At 67.6% G+C, this 15,532-nt stretch carries 12 protein-coding genes and 2 pseudogenes; 2 read left to right on the top strand and 12 right to left on the bottom strand.

Annotated features, from left to right (window positions below):
- Window positions 1-17: 17 nt before the first annotated feature.
- The 9 genes and pseudogenes from ACP26O_RS31725 to ACP26O_RS31685 all read right to left on the bottom strand — a co-directional run bounded on the left by ACP26O_RS31725 (window position 18) and on the right by ACP26O_RS31685 (window position 10,574).
- Window positions 18-1,508 (bottom strand): aldehyde dehydrogenase, encoded by a 1,491-nt coding sequence (locus tag ACP26O_RS31725; protein ID WP_175666345.1) that lies wholly within the window; start codon window positions 1,506-1,508, stop codon window positions 18-20.
- Window positions 1,509-1,538: 30 nt separating this feature from the next.
- Entirely contained in the window at window positions 1,539-2,954 is a 1,416-nt protein-coding gene (locus ACP26O_RS31720; RefSeq protein WP_175666346.1) for an amidase family protein, read from the bottom strand.
- A gap of 46 nt (window positions 2,955-3,000) precedes the next feature.
- Entirely contained in the window at window positions 3,001-3,381 is a 381-nt protein-coding gene (locus tag ACP26O_RS31715; RefSeq protein WP_175666347.1) for a cupin domain-containing protein, read from the bottom strand.
- Between the two features lie 75 nt (window positions 3,382-3,456).
- Entirely contained in the window at window positions 3,457-4,749 is a 1,293-nt protein-coding gene (locus ACP26O_RS31710) for an NAD(P)/FAD-dependent oxidoreductase (protein WP_175666348.1), read from the bottom strand.
- A 26-nt stretch (window positions 4,750-4,775) separates the two neighbouring features.
- Window positions 4,776-6,348, bottom strand: a pseudogene (locus ACP26O_RS31705) (DUF3138 family protein).
- 117 nt (window positions 6,349-6,465) lie between these two features.
- A pseudogene (locus ACP26O_RS31700) lies at window positions 6,466-7,299 on the bottom strand (ABC transporter permease subunit); the annotation flags it as partial.
- A complete protein-coding gene (locus tag ACP26O_RS31695; protein WP_426356439.1) occupies window positions 7,296-8,285 on the bottom strand; it encodes an ABC transporter permease subunit in 990 nt (329 codons plus the stop codon). The gene ACP26O_RS31695 and the pseudogene ACP26O_RS31700, both read right to left, overlap by 4 nt.
- Window positions 8,286-8,295: 10 nt before the next feature.
- Window positions 8,296-9,441: an ABC transporter ATP-binding protein gene (locus ACP26O_RS31690; protein WP_341771720.1), complete on the bottom strand. Its 1,146-nt coding sequence runs from the start codon at window positions 9,439-9,441 to the stop codon at window positions 8,296-8,298.
- An 11-nt stretch (window positions 9,442-9,452) separates the two neighbouring features.
- Window positions 9,453-10,574: a polyamine ABC transporter substrate-binding protein gene (locus tag ACP26O_RS31685; protein WP_426356410.1), complete on the bottom strand. Its 1,122-nt coding sequence runs from the start codon at window positions 10,572-10,574 to the stop codon at window positions 9,453-9,455.
- Window positions 10,575-10,814: 240 nt separating this feature from the next.
- Between ACP26O_RS31685 and ACP26O_RS31680 the strand changes: the two genes are divergently transcribed.
- Both ACP26O_RS31680 and ACP26O_RS31675 read left to right on the top strand, forming a co-directional pair.
- Window positions 10,815-11,648, top strand: coding sequence for a helix-turn-helix transcriptional regulator (locus tag ACP26O_RS31680; protein ID WP_175666352.1), 834 nt, complete (start codon window positions 10,815-10,817; stop codon window positions 11,646-11,648).
- A 161-nt stretch (window positions 11,649-11,809) separates the two neighbouring features.
- The gene (locus ACP26O_RS31675) at window positions 11,810-12,982 is read left to right on the top strand and encodes a porin (protein WP_175666353.1); all 1,173 of its coding nucleotides are present in this window, start codon (window positions 11,810-11,812) and stop codon (window positions 12,980-12,982) included.
- A gap of 182 nt (window positions 12,983-13,164) precedes the next feature.
- Here the strand turns inward: ACP26O_RS31675 and ACP26O_RS31670 are convergent, their stop codons facing one another.
- The 3 genes from ACP26O_RS31670 to ACP26O_RS31660 form a co-directional block, all read right to left on the bottom strand.
- Window positions 13,165-13,632, bottom strand: coding sequence for a sodium:proline symporter (locus ACP26O_RS31670; RefSeq protein ID WP_175666354.1), 468 nt, complete (start codon window positions 13,630-13,632; stop codon window positions 13,165-13,167).
- A gap of 37 nt (window positions 13,633-13,669) precedes the next feature.
- The gene (locus ACP26O_RS31665) at window positions 13,670-14,329 is read right to left on the bottom strand and encodes a nitroreductase (RefSeq protein ID WP_175666355.1); all 660 of its coding nucleotides are present in this window, start codon (window positions 14,327-14,329) and stop codon (window positions 13,670-13,672) included.
- 127 nt (window positions 14,330-14,456) lie between these two features.
- Window positions 14,457-15,476 carry a LysR substrate-binding domain-containing protein gene (locus ACP26O_RS31660; RefSeq protein WP_175666356.1) on the bottom strand — a complete coding sequence of 340 codons (1,020 nt, stop codon included), beginning with the start codon at window positions 15,474-15,476 and terminating at the stop codon, window positions 14,457-14,459.
- Window positions 15,477-15,532 lie beyond the last annotated feature (56 nt).

The following is a 15,532-nucleotide window of genomic DNA, read 5'->3' as shown; positions in this document are numbered from 1 at the left end:
CGCCCGCCCCGCCCGCATCACAACCGCACGATCGTCGATTTGAGCTCGGTGTATTTGTCGAGCGCGTGCAGCGACTTGTCGCGACCGTTGCCCGACTGCTTGTACCCGCCGAACGGGAAGTTCATGTCGTCGCCGCCGTCGCCGTAGCAGTTGACCCACACCGTGCCGGCACGCAGGCGCCGCGCGACCGTATGCGCCGTCGCGAGGTCGGCCGACCACACGGCCGCCGCGAGCCCGTACTCGGTATCGTTGGCGATGCGTACGGCCGTATCGACGTCGTCGAACGCGATCACCGACAGCACCGGCCCGAAGATCTCCTCGCGCGCGATCGTCGCCTGCGCGTCGACCTCGAACACGGTCGGCTCGACATAGAACCCGCCGGTCTCCTCGCGCACGCGCGCACCGCCCGTCACGAGGCGCCCTTCCTCCCGTCCGATGCCGATGTAGCGCATCACGCGCTCGAGCTGCGCACGATCGACGATCGCGCCCATCGCCACCGCGGGATCGAGCGGATGCCCCGGTGTGAACCGCCGCGACGCGGCGACCAGCCTGTCGACGAACGCCTCCTTGATGTCGCGATGCACGAGCAGGCGCGAGCCCGCCGTGCACACTTCCCCCATGTTGAAGAAGATCGCATCGGCCGCCGCCTGCGCGGCGCGATCGAGGTCCGGGCAATCGGGCAGCACGATGTTCGGCGACTTGCCGCCCAGTTCGAGCCACACGCGCTTCAGATTCGATTGCGCGGCGCACGCCATGATCTGCTGCCCGGTGCGCGCCGAGCCGGTGAACGCGATGCAGTCGACGTCGCGATGCAGCGCCAGCAGCCGTCCCGGCTCGGCGCCGCCGGGCACGACGCTGAACACGCCGGGCGGCACACCGGCGTCGCATGCGAGCTGCGCCACGCGAATCGCGGTGAGCGGCGACTTCTCGGACGGCTTGAGCACCACGCTGTTGCCGGCCGCGAGCGCCGGCGCGAATTTCCACGCGGCCATCAACAGCGGAAAATTCCACGGCACGACCGCCGCGACGACGCCGATCGGCTCGCGCGTGACGAGCCCGACGAGATGACGGTCGGCCGGCACGACCTCGCCGCCGACCTTGTCGATCGCTTCGGCGTACCAGTCGACGCAATGCGCGGCGGCCGGCACGTCGATGGCCGTGGTGTCGGCAATCGGCTTGCCGGTGTCGAGCGTCTCGAGCAGCGCCAGTTCGTCGCGATGCGCGCGCATCAGCGCCGCCCAGCGCTGCAGCACGGCCTTGCGGGCACGCGGATTCATGCCGGCCCATGCCTGCGCGTCGAACGCGCGGCGCGCGGCCGCCACGGCCGCATCGACGTCGTCGGCGCCGCAGTCGGCCACGTGCGCGAGCACGCGGCCATCGATCGGACTCACGCACGCGAACGTCGCGCCGCTGTGCGCGTGGCACAGGTCGCCGTCGATGAACGCGCGCGCTTCGATCCGCAGCACGGCCGCGCGGGCCTGCCAGTCTTCAAATGTGGATGGATTCATGGGTGTTCCTTTCCGGTCAAAGGTCGGTCATCACGATCCGGTCACCGGATCGATCGGCGTGAACGTGCCGGCGCGCGCCTCGATCGCCTCGCCGGCGGCGAGGCACAGCGCCTCCTGGAAGCGCCCGGCGACGAGTTGCACGCCCGTCGGCACGCCGTCGCGCACCCCGGTCGGCACCGACAGCCCCGGCAGCCCGAGCAGCGCCGTCGCCAGCAACGGCCCCTGCATGGCGACGATGTCGCGCATCGCGTCATCGCCGTGCTGGTCGGCATCGATCGCGAACGGCTGCGCACACGACACCGGCATCAGCAGCAGCGGGTAACGCGTGAAGAACTGCTGCCAGTCGCGCAGAAGAGCAGTCCGCCGCGCCAGGCCGTTCATGTAGCCGGCGAGGTCGAGCGGCGACGCGAGCCTGCGCTGGCTCGCGAACGCGGTGCGGATCGCCGCGTCGCCGTGCTGCATGATCACGTCGCCGAGCCCGCTGCGCGCTTCGTTCGTCACGAGGTCGAGCCACAGCGTGCACGCTTCGGCGATCCGCGGCGGTTGCGCTTCCTCGACGACGCAGCCCGCCTCTTCCAGCCAGCGCGCGGCCTGCCGGACCGCTTCGACGACCACCGGGTCGGACGGCACGCCCGGCAGCGCCGGACACACGGCAACCCGTACCGGGAACGTCGCGTCGCGACCGGCCGGCGCGACAGGCATCCACCACGCGTCGCGCGCGTCGCCCACCGCCATCGCATCGAGCGCGAGGCGCAGGTCGCCGATCGTGCGCGCCAGCGGCCCTTGCACGGACGCGAGCTGCACGGCGAGCGTACGGTCCTTCGATTGCGTCGCGTTGTAGGCCGGAACGCGGCCGGTGCTCGGCCGCAACCCCGCGACGCCGCATGCGTAGGCCGGGTAGCGGATCGAGCCGCCGAGGTCGTTGCCGTGCGCGATCGCGCCGATGCCGGCGGCGACCGCGGCGGCCGCGCCGCCGCTGGAGCCGCCCGGCGTCAGCGACGGATTCCACGGATTCGACGTGCGGCCGTGCAGGTCGTTGTCGGTGAACCATCGATACGAAAACGCCGGCGCATTGCTGCGCCCGATCACGATCGCACCGGCGTTGCGCAGGTTCGCGGTCACCGGGCTGTCTTCCTGCGCGAGCAGACCGGCAAATGCGCGCACCCCGTTCGTCGTCGCGTGGCCGGCCGTGTCGACGTTGATCTTCACCGTCACCGGCACGCCGTGCAGCGGGCCGACCGGCGCGCCACGCGCGATCGCGGCATCGGCTTCGGATGCCGCCTGCAACGCGCTGTCGGCCAGCACGTCGACGATCGCGTTGATGACGGGGTTCACCTGCTCGAGCCGCTGCAGGCAGCTGTGCACGAGTTCCGTCGACGACACGTCGCGCCGCGCGACGTACGCGGCCATCTCGGCCGCGCTCAGACGCCACAATTCCTGGGTCATGGGATGCTCCTCGTTGATGTTTCGATCGAATGGAATCAGCCTCGCGCTACGCACGCGACAACTCGGCCTGCGGCGCATGCGACGCGTAGATCTTCCGGCACGTCTCGACAACCTCCCACGTGCCGCGAAAACCCGGCGGAATCACGAAGCGGTCGCCGGCGCGCAGCACGCGCTCGCCGCCGTGCGCACCGCGCACGATCGCGACGCCGCTCAGCATCTCGCAGTACTCCGACTCGTCGTAGTCGATCGTCCAGCGCCCGGGCGTGCATTCCCAGATCCCGCAACTGAACTGCCCGCACGGGCTGATGTAGTGATGCGACAGTGTCTGCATCGGATTGCCGTCGAGCAGCAGCCCGGCCGGCACGCGGCTTTGCGTGAGCCGGGCCGGCGCCTGCATCAGGTCGACGAGACGGGTGACGTGGGTCATGAATGCCTCCAGCGCATGAGTGAATGGTTCAAAACGATTCGTTGCCGCGCGCTCGAGCAAGCCGCGCCGCACGGGTCAAAGCAGATCCATCGTCCGGTGCCACGCCATCGCGAGCGCCAGCATCGGCGTGCGCAGCGCGCGGCCGCCCGGAAAGTCGCGATGGCGAATGCGGCCGAACAGGTCGAAACGCGCAGCCTGTGCGTCGATCGCTTCCGCGATCAGCCGCCCCGCGAGGCCGGTCACGTTCACGCCGTGCCCGGAGAAGCCCTGCGCGAAATACACGGTCGGCTCGAGCCGACCGAAATGCGGCGCGCGATTCATCGTCGCGTCGATCAGGCCGCCCCACGCATAGTCGATCCGCACGTCGGCGAGCTGCGGGAACGTCTTCAGCATGTCGTGCCGCATCGCCTTCGCGAGATCGCGCGGCGTGCGCGTCGAGCTGCTCGCCTTGCCGCCCCACAGCAATCGGCGATCGCGCGTCAGCCGGAAATAGTCGAGCGCCGAATTGCAGTCGCTGATCGCCGCGTCGGCCGGCATCGTTTCGGCCGCGCGTGCGTCGCCGAGCGGCTCCGTCGCGATCACGTAGGTCGCCACCGGGATGATCTTGCGTGCGAGCGCCGGCGCCAGCTGCCCGAGGTACGCATTGCCGGCCAGCACGACGTAGCGGGCGTCCACGTGCCCGCGCGCGCACCTGACGCGGTGATACGGCGCGGCGCGCTCGAGCGCGAGCGCCGGCGTGTCCTCGTGGATCGTCACGCCGGCCGCGCGCGCCGCGCGTGCGAGGCCGAGCGTGTAGTTCAGCGGATGCAGGTGGCCGCTGCCTTCATGACGCAGGCCGCCGACGTAGCGATCCGAAGCGACGAAGCGCCGCATGTCGGCACGTTCGACGATTTCGTAGCCGCGATAGCCGAAGCGGCTCGCCGCGGTGTCGCGCCATTTGCGCAGCGCATCGATGTGGCGCCGCTTGTTCGCGGCCGTCAGATAGCCGAGGGTCAGGTCGCAATCGATGCCGTGGCGCTCGACCCGCTGCCGGACGAGATCCACCGATTCGAGCCCCATCGCCCATATCTGCCGCACGTCGTCGGCCGGCAGATAGGCGGAGAACGTATCGATGTCGCACGAGTACCCGGCGATCAACTGGCCGCCGTTGCGACCGCTGGCGCCCCAGCCGATCCGCGACGCCTCGACGAGCACGACCGAATGGCCGCGCTCGGCGAGATCGAGCGCCGCGGTGAGGCCGGTGAGCCCGCCGCCGATCACGCACACGTCGGCCGACACGGCGCCGTCCAGCGACGGATGGCGGGTTCGGTCGTTGGCGGTATCTGCATAGTAGGACTGAATATGTTGCTGATTTTCGAACTTGAGCATGAGTGACAATCGCTAACGGCGTCGCGTCAGAACGCGTAGATGAGTTGGGTCGCGAGCAGGTCGTTCGACTTCGCGTACGACCCGTCGTGACGCAGGAATACCTTGTTGCTCGCCCAGTCGTGCCGATACTCGACCTTGACCGTCACTTGCTGGGTCGGATAGAACAGCAGGTCGAATGCGGCAGCCTGCCGCGTCGCGCCCTTGCACTCGAAGCCGACGCCGCCGTTCGCCTTCGACATCGCGAGGCAGTCCGCGTCGATGCCGAAGCCGTTGTACGGATCCATCCCGTTGCCGTTCAGGCCGATCGACGATCCGCCGCCGCCGTTCCTGCGGTTGACGAGCAGGTCGTAGCGCAACGTCGCGCCCATGCGGCCGACCACCGGCACGTTGAACTTGCGATGCGCGAGCAGCGACAACCCGAACCACTGCGCAAGTCCGCCGTTGAACGCGCCGTGCTGCTGCTGGCCGTAGTCGAACTCCGCGTTGTACTGCGCATCGGCGAGCGTGTAGGTCGCATCGGCTTCCGCGAAGAAAAACGTGCCGTATGCGCCGGGCGCATTGCCGCCCACGCCGTAGTGCACGTTGCCGGTGGCCGGGTCGATCGCGCTCGGCAGCGTCTGGCGGCCGATGTTGATCGACCCGCCGATATCGAGCGCGCTGCCGCGCATGTAGTCGACGCGCGCGGTGAAGGTCGGCACCTTGTTGCTCGTCGTGATCGGATCGCCGAGTGCGTTCACGCCGGTCTGCGTGACGGCGCCCGCGCTGCGGAATTGCTCGTTGCCGACGAAGAACTTCCACGCCCACTGCCCGCTCGGGCTCAGATAGTTGATGCCCGCGCCGATCGACGAACCCGGATCCGAGAAGTCGTACAGCAGGTTGTGCGTGAGCGTGAGCATCTGGTTCGACTGCTGGTACTCGTAGCCGCCGAAGCCGAGCACCAGCCCGCCGATGAACGCGGTCGTGCCCGACAGCGGCACCGTGACGACGGCCGTGTTCACGATGTCGAGGCCGCTTGCGCCGCTGCCCGTCATCATCGACAGGCCGGCGCCGCGGTTCGGCATCAGCGTGATTTCGGCGGACGGCGCGCTCGGCCCGACGCCGAACGTCTTCTTGATGTCGAGGAATACATCGCCGAACGTGCTGTTGTAGTAGGTGTACGCGCTCTCGTGGTTCGCGAACTGGAACGACGACGTGCCAGCGCCCCGGTTGTACACGTAGGTCGGATCGAGGTAGCCGGTCACCGACAACCCGGCGATCGGCCCGGTGCTGGCCGCGTCCGTCAGCGAGTCGACCTTCAGCTGCTGGTTGGCGATCTGCTGCTTCATTTCGCTGACTTCGTCGTTGGTCAGCGCGGCCTGCGCACGCCCATAGTCCGGACGACGCCGGGTCGGCCACGATCGTACTCGCCTCGCCGCGGCCGTCGCACGCCTGCGCGACGGGGCGCCGGCTTCGCGGCGAGCTGCGCCTGCAGCGCCCTCATCTGCTTCTGCAACGCGGCCACCTGCTCCTGCAATGCCTTGATTGCTCGGCGCTCGAACTCGCGACGGCCAACCCCGGCAACGCACCGGCAATCAGCGCGCACAGCATCTTCTTTTTCATTGAACGGATTCTCCTTGTCGTGCTGCACTTCAACTGGATGCGGTGCGCGCTCGCAACGCGCGTGCACGCCCGTCTTGCGATCGATGGCGGCGAGGCCATCGGTACGTCAGGCGCGCCGGCCGCGTGCCACGCACGGGCGTCGCGGGCTTGCCGCCTTTCGCGGGCCAGCATCGAGCGGTTCACGACGACGACGCCGATCGTCACGACCGTGATGAACACCGTCGCGAGCGCGTTCATCTCCGGGTTCAAGCCGAGCCGCACGCGCGAGAACACCACCAGCGGCAGCGTCGTCGAACCCGGCCCCGACAGGAACGCCGACAGCACCAGATCGTCGATCGACAGCGTGAACGACAGCAGCCAGCCCGACAGCAGCGCCTGCGAGATCAGCGGCAGCGTCACCACGAAGAACACCTTCAGCGGCGTCGCGCCCAGATCCAGCGCCGCTTCTTCGAGCGACTTGTTCATCTCCTTCACGCGCGACTGCACGATGATCGCCACGTACGACAGGCACAGCATCACGTGGCCGATCCAGATCGTCAGCCAGCCGCGCCCGGCGGGCCAGCCGAAGGTCTGCTGCATCGCGACGAACAGCAGCAGCAGCGAGATGCCCTGGATCACTTCGGGAATCACCAGCGGCGCGTTGATCATTGCCGCATAGAGCGTGAAGCCGCGAAAGCGCCCCATGCGGGCCAGCACGAAGCCGGCCCAGGTGCCGATCGCGACCGACGCGGTCGCCGTCAGCACCGCGATCTTCAGCGACAGCCATGCGGCCGTCAGCAGTTCGCCGTCGTGCAACAGCGCCGCGTACCACTTCAGCGAGAAGCCCGACCACACCGTCACCAGCTTCGATTCGTTGAACGAGTACACGACCAGGCTCGCGATCGGCACGTACAGGAACAGGAAGCCCACGCCCAGCACGCAGGCGGACAACAGGCGATTCGCGCGGGTCATGAGCGCACCTCCGCTTCGGCCTGGCTGTAATGGAGCAGCGCCATCGGCACGAGCAGCAGCGCCACCATCGTCACCGTCACCGCGGACGCCATCGGCCAGTCCATGTTGTTGAAGAACTCGTCCCACATGACGCGGCCGAGCATCAGCGTGTTCGCGCCGCCGAGCAGTTCCGGGATCACGTATTCGCCGACGGCCGGGATGAAGACGAGCAGGCTGCCCGCGACGATTCCGTTGCGCGACAGCGGCAGCGTGATGCGCGTGAACGCGACCCACGGCTTCGCGCCGAGGTCGTACGCGGCCTCGAGCAGCGTGAGGTCCATCTTCACGAGGTGCGCATAGAGCGGCATCACCATGAACGGCAGGTACGAATAGACCATCCCGATGTAGACGCCCGCGTCCGTGTGATAGAGGCGCAGCGGCGCAGCGATCACGCCGAGCGCCGCCAGCGCGCGATTCAGCAGGCCGTCGTCCTTCATGATCCCGACCCATGCATAGACGCGGATCAGGAACGACGTCCAGAACGGCAGCATCACGGCCATCATCAGCAGGTTGCGGCGTGCCGGCGCCGCGCGGGCGATGCAGTACGCCATCGGATAACCGATCAGCAGGCACAGCACCGTCGACACGGCGGCCATCTTCAGCGAGCTGAGGTAGGTCGCGATGTACAGGTCGTCCTGCAGCAGCAACGCGTAATGCTTCAGCGACAACACGAGCTGGACCGTGCCGGCTTCCAGCCGTGCGAGCGCGGTATACGGCGGAATGCCGAGCATCTGGTCCGCGAAGCTGATCTTCAGCACCAGCACGAACGGCAGCGCGAAGAAGATCGTGAGCCACAGGAACGGCACGCCGATCGCGACGTTGCGGCCCGACGGCAGGAAGCGCGACAGCGCGGTGAAGCGGCTGCGGCGCGCGCGGCCGGCGCCGGCGCTGCTGCTTGCCGCACCGGTCGACACCGGCGCGGACGGAGTGGAAGCGGAAGTTCTGATCATGTCGTCCTCACTGCGTCAGCACGACGCCGCTGGCCGGCGACCACGACACGAACACGTCGTCGTTCCACGATGGCGCGCCGTCGTGCAGCAGGTGCGAGCTCGACAGGTTCGACACGACCGTCTTGCCGCTCGGCAGACGCACGTGATACAGCGAGTAGCTGCCCATGTACGCGATGTCGGTCACGACGCCGCGCGCCCAGTTGTGATGCGAGCCGGGCTTGTCGCGCGACACATGCACGCGCTCGGGCCGCACCGAGATGCCGACGGGCATCCCCAGCGGGCCGGTCACGCCGTGGCTCACATACATGCGCGCTTCGAGGTCGTCGCTCTCGACGAAGATGTGATCGGGTTCGTCCTCGACCACGCGCCCTTCGAACAGGTTCGTCGAGCCGATGAACTCGGCCGAAAAGCGGCTGTTCGGGTATTCGTACACTTCGCCGGGCGTGCCGATCTGCACGATCTTGCCTTCGCTCATCACCGCGAGGCGGCTCGCCATCGTCATCGCCTCTTCCTGGTCGTGCGTGACCATCACGCAGGTCACGTCGACCTTCTCGATGATGTTCACGAGTTCGAGCTGGGTTTTCTGGCGGATCTTCTTGTCGAGCGCGGACATCGGCTCGTCGAGCAGCAGCAGCTTCGGGCGCTTGACGAGCGAGCGGGCCAGCGCGACGCGCTGCTGCTGGCCGCCGGACAACTGGTGCGGCTTGCGCTTCGCGTACTTGCTCATCTGCACGAGCGCGAGCGCGTCGGCCACGCGTTCCTTGATCTCGTTCTTCGGCGTGCCTTCCTGCTTCAGCCCGAACGCGACGTTCGACTCGACCGACATGTGCGGGAACAGCGCGTACGACTGGAACATCATGTTCACCGGGCGGCGGTACGGCGGCAGCGACGCGAGGTCCTCACCGTCGACGAGGATCTTGCCCGAGGTGGCCGTCTCCAGCCCGGCGAGCATGCGCAACAGCGTCGACTTGCCGCAGCCCGAGCTGCCGAGCAGCGCGAACAGCTCGTTCTTCGCGATCGTCAGGTCCACGTTGTCGACGGCGGTGCTGTCGCCGAACTTCTTCACGACGTTTTCGATGCGCACGAACGCGTCGTGCGCGGGCCGGCCGCGATGGCCGGCGGCGGCCGGCCGGGCGTATGCGATGGAGTCCATGATCGTCGCCCTCAACCGCCCGACTTCAGTTGCAGCCACAACCGGTTCTGCATCCGCGCGATGTCGGCGCTGCGCGGCATCGCGAGCGACGTCTTCGCGAGCGTGCCGTCCGGCAGATAGATGCCCGAATCCTGCGCGATCGCCGGCGTCACGAACGATTTCGCGGCCTTGTTCGCGCTCGGATAGAAGATCTCGTTCGTGATCGCCGCGTTGGTCTTCGGCTCCTCGATGTAGTTGATCCACTTCAGCGCCGCTTCCGGGTGCGGTGCGTCCTTCGGAATCGCCATCACGTCGAACCACAGCAGGCCGCCTTCCTTCGGATTCACGTAGCGGATTTCGTACGGACGCTTCGCGTCGAGCGTGCGCCGCCGCGCGACGCTGACGTCGCCGGACCAGCCGAGCACGACGCACACGTCGTTGTTCGCGAGGTCGTTGATATAGCCGGACGAGCTGAACTGCGTCACGTACGGGCGGACTTTCTTCAGCACTTCGAAGGCCGCCTGGTAGTCGGCCGGATTCCTGCTCTCCGGATCCTTGCCCAGGTACTGCAGCGCGGCCGCGAACGCGGCATCCGGCGCATCGAGCAACGAGATGCCGCAGCCTTTGAGCTTCGCCGCGTTCGCGGGATCGAACAGCAGCGCCCAGCTGTCGGTGGGCGCGTTCTCGCCGAGCCGCTTTTTCACTGCGTCAACGTTGTAGCCGAGGCCCGTCGTGCCCCAGGCCCACGGCACGCCGTACTGGTTGCCCGGATCGGCCTCCGCGATCATCTTCATCAGCAGCGGGTCGAGGTTCGCGAGGTTCGGCAGCTTCGACTTGTCGAGCTTCTGGTACACGCCGGCCTGGATCTGCTTGGCGAGATAGTTCGACGTCGGCACGACGATGTCGTAGCCCGAGCTGCCCGCGAGCAGCTTGGTCTGCAACGTGTCGTCGCTGTCGTAGCTGTCGTAGCGCACCTTGATGCCCGTCTGCTTCTCGAAGTTGGGCACCGTGTCGCTCGCGATGTACTGGGACCAGTTGTACACGTTCAGGTTGGCGTCGCCCGCATGGGCGGGCCGGCTGGTCGCGAGGGCCAGCCCCGCGGACGTGACGAGCGCGGCGCACAGGGCCGCGCGACGACGGGAACGGATACGCATGGGGATTCTCCTTGTGATGGGTATCGGCCCTGGCGCCATGTCCGGTCCGGACTCGCGTCAACGCCGTCGAGCGGTGTTCAGCACAAGGGTCAATGTAGAGATCGCGGCCCGCACCGTCAGTCGTGAAAACCGGGACAAACGTCATCGCCGTTCGCGGTGGTTTGGGTAGATTCCCGCGTAGGCAGTCGAAATTATTCGTGATACCTGTAGCGCCACCTGACTTCTTCGACATCCGACGCCATGAGCGCTGCGCTTTCCACTCCCGATCTCCCGCTGAGTCACGTCGCATTCGTGACGGATACGCTCGGCGATATCGCGCAAGCGATCGGGACGCCGCAGTTCATGCGCGCCGTGTACGACACGCTCGTGCGCTACGTCGATTTCGACGCGGTGCATCTCGACTACGAACGAAGCGCGGCGTCGGGCCGGCGCAGTGTCGGCTGGATCGGCAGCTTCGGGCGCGAGCCGGAGCTCGTCGCGCAGGTGATGCGCCACTACTACCGAAGCTATGCAAGCGAGGACCTCACCTATGCGGCCATCGACAGCGAAAGCGACACGCAGTTGCTGCAGGTGTCGTCGCAGCGGGTCGCGAGCGAGCTGCGGCACCTGTTCTTCGACGCCGGCGACATTCACGACGAATGCGTGATCGCGGGCGTGACGGGCGGCACGCGCTACTCGATTTCGATCGCGCGGTCGCGGCGGTTGCCGCCGTTTTCGCTGAAGGAGCTGAGTCTGCTGAAGCAGCTGTCGCAGGTCGTGCTGCCGATGGCGTCCGCGCACAAGCGGCTGCTTGGCGCTGTCTGCGCGGACGAAGGGCCGCGCGACGAACTCGATCTCGACCGCGTCGCGCAATGGCTGCCGGAACTGCAGGAACGGCTGACCGCGCGCGAGATGCATGTGTGCGCATCGTTCATCCAGGGCATGACGTCGGCGGCGATCGCGCAGTCGATGGGACTCAAGACGTCCACTGTCGATACCTATGCGAAGCGCGCGTTCGCGAAGCTCGGCGTCGATTCGCGCCGGCAGCTGATGGCGCTCGTGCTCAGGAATGCATCGCGTCGGCACGATGCGTGAGGGCCCGGCAAGCGCGCCGTCGTCCGGTTGCGCACGCAACGATACGGCGATACGCCGCCCCGGCTCATAACGATCCGACAATTTATTGGTTCCCTTGACGATGCGCCGTCCGTATCGTTCACCGACTCGTCAGACCTATCGACCAACGGGGGAATCCAATCATGAAACGAATCCGGTCATTCGCGCTGCTCGCCCTGCCGGCCTCGCTCCATGCCGCCGGCGCGCACGCGCAAAGCAGCGTCACGCTGTACGGCATCGCCGATGCGGGTATCGCCTACGTGCACAACGTGCGGAACGCGAACGGCAGCAACGCGTCGAACCTCGTCAGGTTCAGCAGCGGCAACCTGTCCGGCAGCCGCTGGGGGCTGCGCGGCATCGAGGATCTCGGCGGCGGGCTGTCCGCGCTGTTCCAGCTCGAGAACGGCTTCAACCTCGGCACCGGCGCGCTCGGCCAGGGCGGGCGCGAATTCGGCCGCAAGGCCGTCGTCGGCCTCGCGAACACCACCTACGGCACCGTGACGCTCGGCCGCCAGTACGATCCGGTCGTCGATCTCGTGCAGGGCCTCACCGAGGACAACTACTTCGGCGGTGTGTTCTCGACGCCGGGCGACCTCGACAACTACGACAACAGCCTGCGCGTCAGCAACTCGGTGAAATACACGAGCCCGTTGATCTCCGGCTTCCAGTTCGCCGCGCTGTACGGCTTCGGCGGCGTCGCGGGCGCGACCGGCAACGGCCGCACCTACAGCTTCGGCCTGAGCTATGCGAATGGGCCGCTGTCGCTCGGCGCCGGCTACTTCTTCGCGAACGGCGGCTCGACGGTCGCGAGCGGCGTGCGCACGTGGTCGAGCAGTTCGGACACGCTGTTCAACACCGTGATCAACCAGGGCTTCTCGAGCGCGAAGTCGATCCAGATCGTGCGCGTGGCCGGCCAGTACGTGGCCGGGCCGGCGACCTTCGGCCTCGCGTATTCGAACACGCAGTACGGCGCGGACACGCTGTCGGCCTTCACGCAGAACGCGAAGTTCAACAACGGCTCGGCGTTCTTCAACTGGCAGTTCTCGCCGGCGCTGCGCGCGGGCGTCGGCTACAACTACACGTCGCTGACGGGCCCGACCTCCGCGCACTACAACCAGGTGAACCTCGGCGCGGACTACGCGCTGTCGAAGCGCACCGACCTGTATGCGCTGTTCGGCTACCAGAAGGCGAGCGGCAATACGCTGAACGCGAGCGGCGCGATCGTGAAGGCCGCGGCATCGGTCGGCTCGTATGGCGTGAACTCGGGCACCGATACGCAGGAACTCGCGATCGTCGGCATCCGCCACAAGTTCTGACGGCGCACGTCGCATCATGCCGAGCGCGGCGGATGAACGTTGCGATGTGCCCCGACCATTCGACCCTTGGCGTCACGCACGGCGCCGGCTTCGTATAGGGTCACCCGACGATTGAACGACCGGGCACGCCGGATTATTCCAGGGGTCGTGATGCGAAAAGGCGACGCGGCAACCGCCGCCGATCAGGCGCGCGGCGAGCGCCGCACGATGCAGTAGACGCCCGCGGCGGTCACGCCGAAGGCCAGATGGGCGACCAGCGTGATCGCGCCGCGCACGGGAACGAACCACGGAAAGATCGCGGTGAACGCGTGCAGGTTGACGCCGTAGAGAACGAGTCCGAACACGCCGCCCGCGAGCAGCGCGGCGCCGGGCGACAGGTTGCGGACCAGCTTCGCCAGCACGGCCGCATAGGCCAGCGACAGCGCGGCATGCACCAGCGTCGCCACGCCCATGATCAGCGGATCGAACCCCGAGGACGCGCCGAGCACGGCTCGCCCCATCACGATCGCGGCCGTCAGGCGCGCATCGCGCAGCAGGTTGTGCATCGCATCCTCGCCGGCGATCGGCCAGAGCATCAGCTCGATGACGGTCGAGCCGACCGCCGCGCCGAACGCGGCCCACAGAATCGGCACCGAACCGTTCCGTTTCAAGCGCCCTCCGCGATCGCCACTCGCCGCACGACGGGGCTTACAACGGACGTTCGCAGTCCGTCCAGTACGCGAACGGATCGCGATGCTTCGGATAGTGCTCGTCGAGCCATTTCAGCAACGTCGCACGCGCGTTGTCCATGTCGGCCTTCGACGACGACGTCGTCAGCTCGTGCACTTCGACGGACTTTTCCCGATCCATCACGTAGCAGTTCCAGTCCGGGCCGTCGCCATCCGGATCGTCGGACGCGTTCGATGACTTGCCCCAGCCGAACCCCTTGCGCGCATCGATGTAGTAGCGCGGATGCACTTTCAGATACGACATCTCGCCGCCCTGCAGGCTGCTTTCCGCGCGCAGCACGTCGCGCTCGTCGACGATCTGCGTGACGTCCGGAAGCCGGCGCGAGCGCCAGCCGGCCGGCAGCGTCGCCGTCGCGCGAACCGCGTCGTACGCGCCCCACGTGAGGCCCCAGGCTTCGGCCATGCGCTTCATGAACGCATCCGCGCCCGGATAGCCGCGCAGCTGAATCCGCGTCGACAACGTGACTTCGACCCGGCCGTCGGGGCCGGCGGGGTCGCCTGCCGCTTCGAACGGGTTGCCCGGACGCGACGCGCGCTGCTGCGCGTCCGCGGGCGCCATGCCCGAAAACAGCTGGTCGAGCGCCGCACGCGCTTTCGACGACTTGTCTGGTCTATTCATTACTCACTCTCTCCCTCTGCATCCGTACGTCTGCAGAAACTGTCGATTCTCATTCATTATCGGATCTCGCGGTTTTCCGCGATCGCATTGTCAATCATCCGGCATCCCGGGTCGAGCAGCCGCGACGTCAGCCACCCTTCGTCGCGCGCGCCAGCGGCTGTACCGCCTGCCCCAGCGCCGCCCGCATCCGCTCCATCAGCGCGAGCACCTCCGGACGATTCTCGCCCTTCGCATGCACGAAGTGATACCGGAGCGGCGATTCGACCTCGTGCCGGCTCACGCGGACGAGCGCGCTGCGCTCGAGATACGCATCGGCGAGCGGCATCCGCGCCAGCGCCACGCCGAGCCCGGCTTCGGCCGCCGCGAGCACCAGGTTGTAATCCTCGAAGCGGCGATCCTGCGCGCGCGGCTTGAACGCAATGCCGAGCGCGTCGAACCAGGTGCGCCAGCCGGTCACGTCGGAATCGTGCAGCAGCGGCATCTCGAGCAGCGCGGCATCGCCGCTTCGACGACGCAGCGCGGCCAGCTGTGCGGCGAGCCGCGGATGCGCGACCGGATGGAGCGTCTCCGGCATGAACTCGCGGGTTTCGAGCTGACGCCAGTTGCCGCGCCCGTAGCGGATCGACAGATCCGCCTCGCCGGCGGCGATATCCACGTTGCGCACGTCGATGCCGAGCTCGATGCGCAACGCGGGCGCTTCGCTCTCGAGTGCATGCTGCCGCTCGAACAACCAGAGCTGCGCGAATGCCGGCACCACACTCAGCTTGACGAGGCGCGGCGCACGCGGCGAGCGCCACTGGTCGGCCGCGCCGTCGATGATCGTGAACGCCTGTTCGATCCGGCCGACGAAGCGCTGGCCGTCCGGCGTGAGGCGCACGCCGCGCGCATGGCGTTCGAACAACGCCATGCCCAGCCAGTTCTCGACGGCGGCCACGCGCCGGCTGATCGCGCCGTGCGTGACGCCGGACACGTCGGCGGCCGCCAGAAACGAACCGTGGCGCGCCACCATGCAGACAGTCTCCAGGCTCGCCAGCGGCGGCCGCGAGCCGGGTGCCGGCGTGACGGCCGGCAGCGCGTCCGCCACACGCCGAGACGTGCGCGCCGAGCCGTCGGCCCGGCGCCGCACCGAGCTGTGAGCCATATTCATATTCGGATGTTGATCTGTGCGCTAGCTTAACATCTCGCCAGCCCGCAGCATTGTCG

Origin of the sequence: Burkholderia sp. R-40, from assembly GCF_049942845.1 — a bacterium.
GTDB lineage: Bacteria > Pseudomonadota > Gammaproteobacteria > Burkholderiales > Burkholderiaceae > Burkholderia > Burkholderia ambifaria.
This window is presented reverse-complemented; position numbering and strand designations above follow the sequence as displayed.

Coding starts and splice junctions, on each gene's coding strand:
- ACP26O_RS31725 (WP_175666345.1), bottom strand. CDS start 1,508: ATGAATCCATCCACATTTGAAGACTGGCAGGCCCGCGCGGCCGTGCTG.
- ACP26O_RS31720 (WP_175666346.1), bottom strand. CDS start 2,954: ATGACCCAGGAATTGTGGCGTCTGAGCGCGGCCGAGATGGCCGCGTAC.
- ACP26O_RS31715 (WP_175666347.1), bottom strand. CDS start 3,381: ATGACCCACGTCACCCGTCTCGTCGACCTGATGCAGGCGCCGGCCCGG.
- ACP26O_RS31710 (WP_175666348.1), bottom strand. CDS start 4,749: ATGCTCAAGTTCGAAAATCAGCAACATATTCAGTCCTACTATGCAGAT.
- ACP26O_RS31690 (WP_341771720.1), bottom strand. CDS start 9,441: ATGGACTCCATCGCATACGCCCGGCCGGCCGCCGCCGGCCATCGCGGC.
- ACP26O_RS31685 (WP_426356410.1), bottom strand. CDS start 10,574: ATGCGTATCCGTTCCCGTCGTCGCGCGGCCCTGTGCGCCGCGCTCGTC.
- ACP26O_RS31680 (WP_175666352.1), top strand. CDS start 10,815: ATGAGCGCTGCGCTTTCCACTCCCGATCTCCCGCTGAGTCACGTCGCA.
- ACP26O_RS31675 (WP_175666353.1), top strand. CDS start 11,810: ATGAAACGAATCCGGTCATTCGCGCTGCTCGCCCTGCCGGCCTCGCTC.
- ACP26O_RS31665 (WP_175666355.1), bottom strand. CDS start 14,329: ATGAATAGACCAGACAAGTCGTCGAAAGCGCGTGCGGCGCTCGACCAG.
- ACP26O_RS31660 (WP_175666356.1), bottom strand. CDS start 15,476: ATGAATATGGCTCACAGCTCGGTGCGGCGCCGGGCCGACGGCTCGGCG.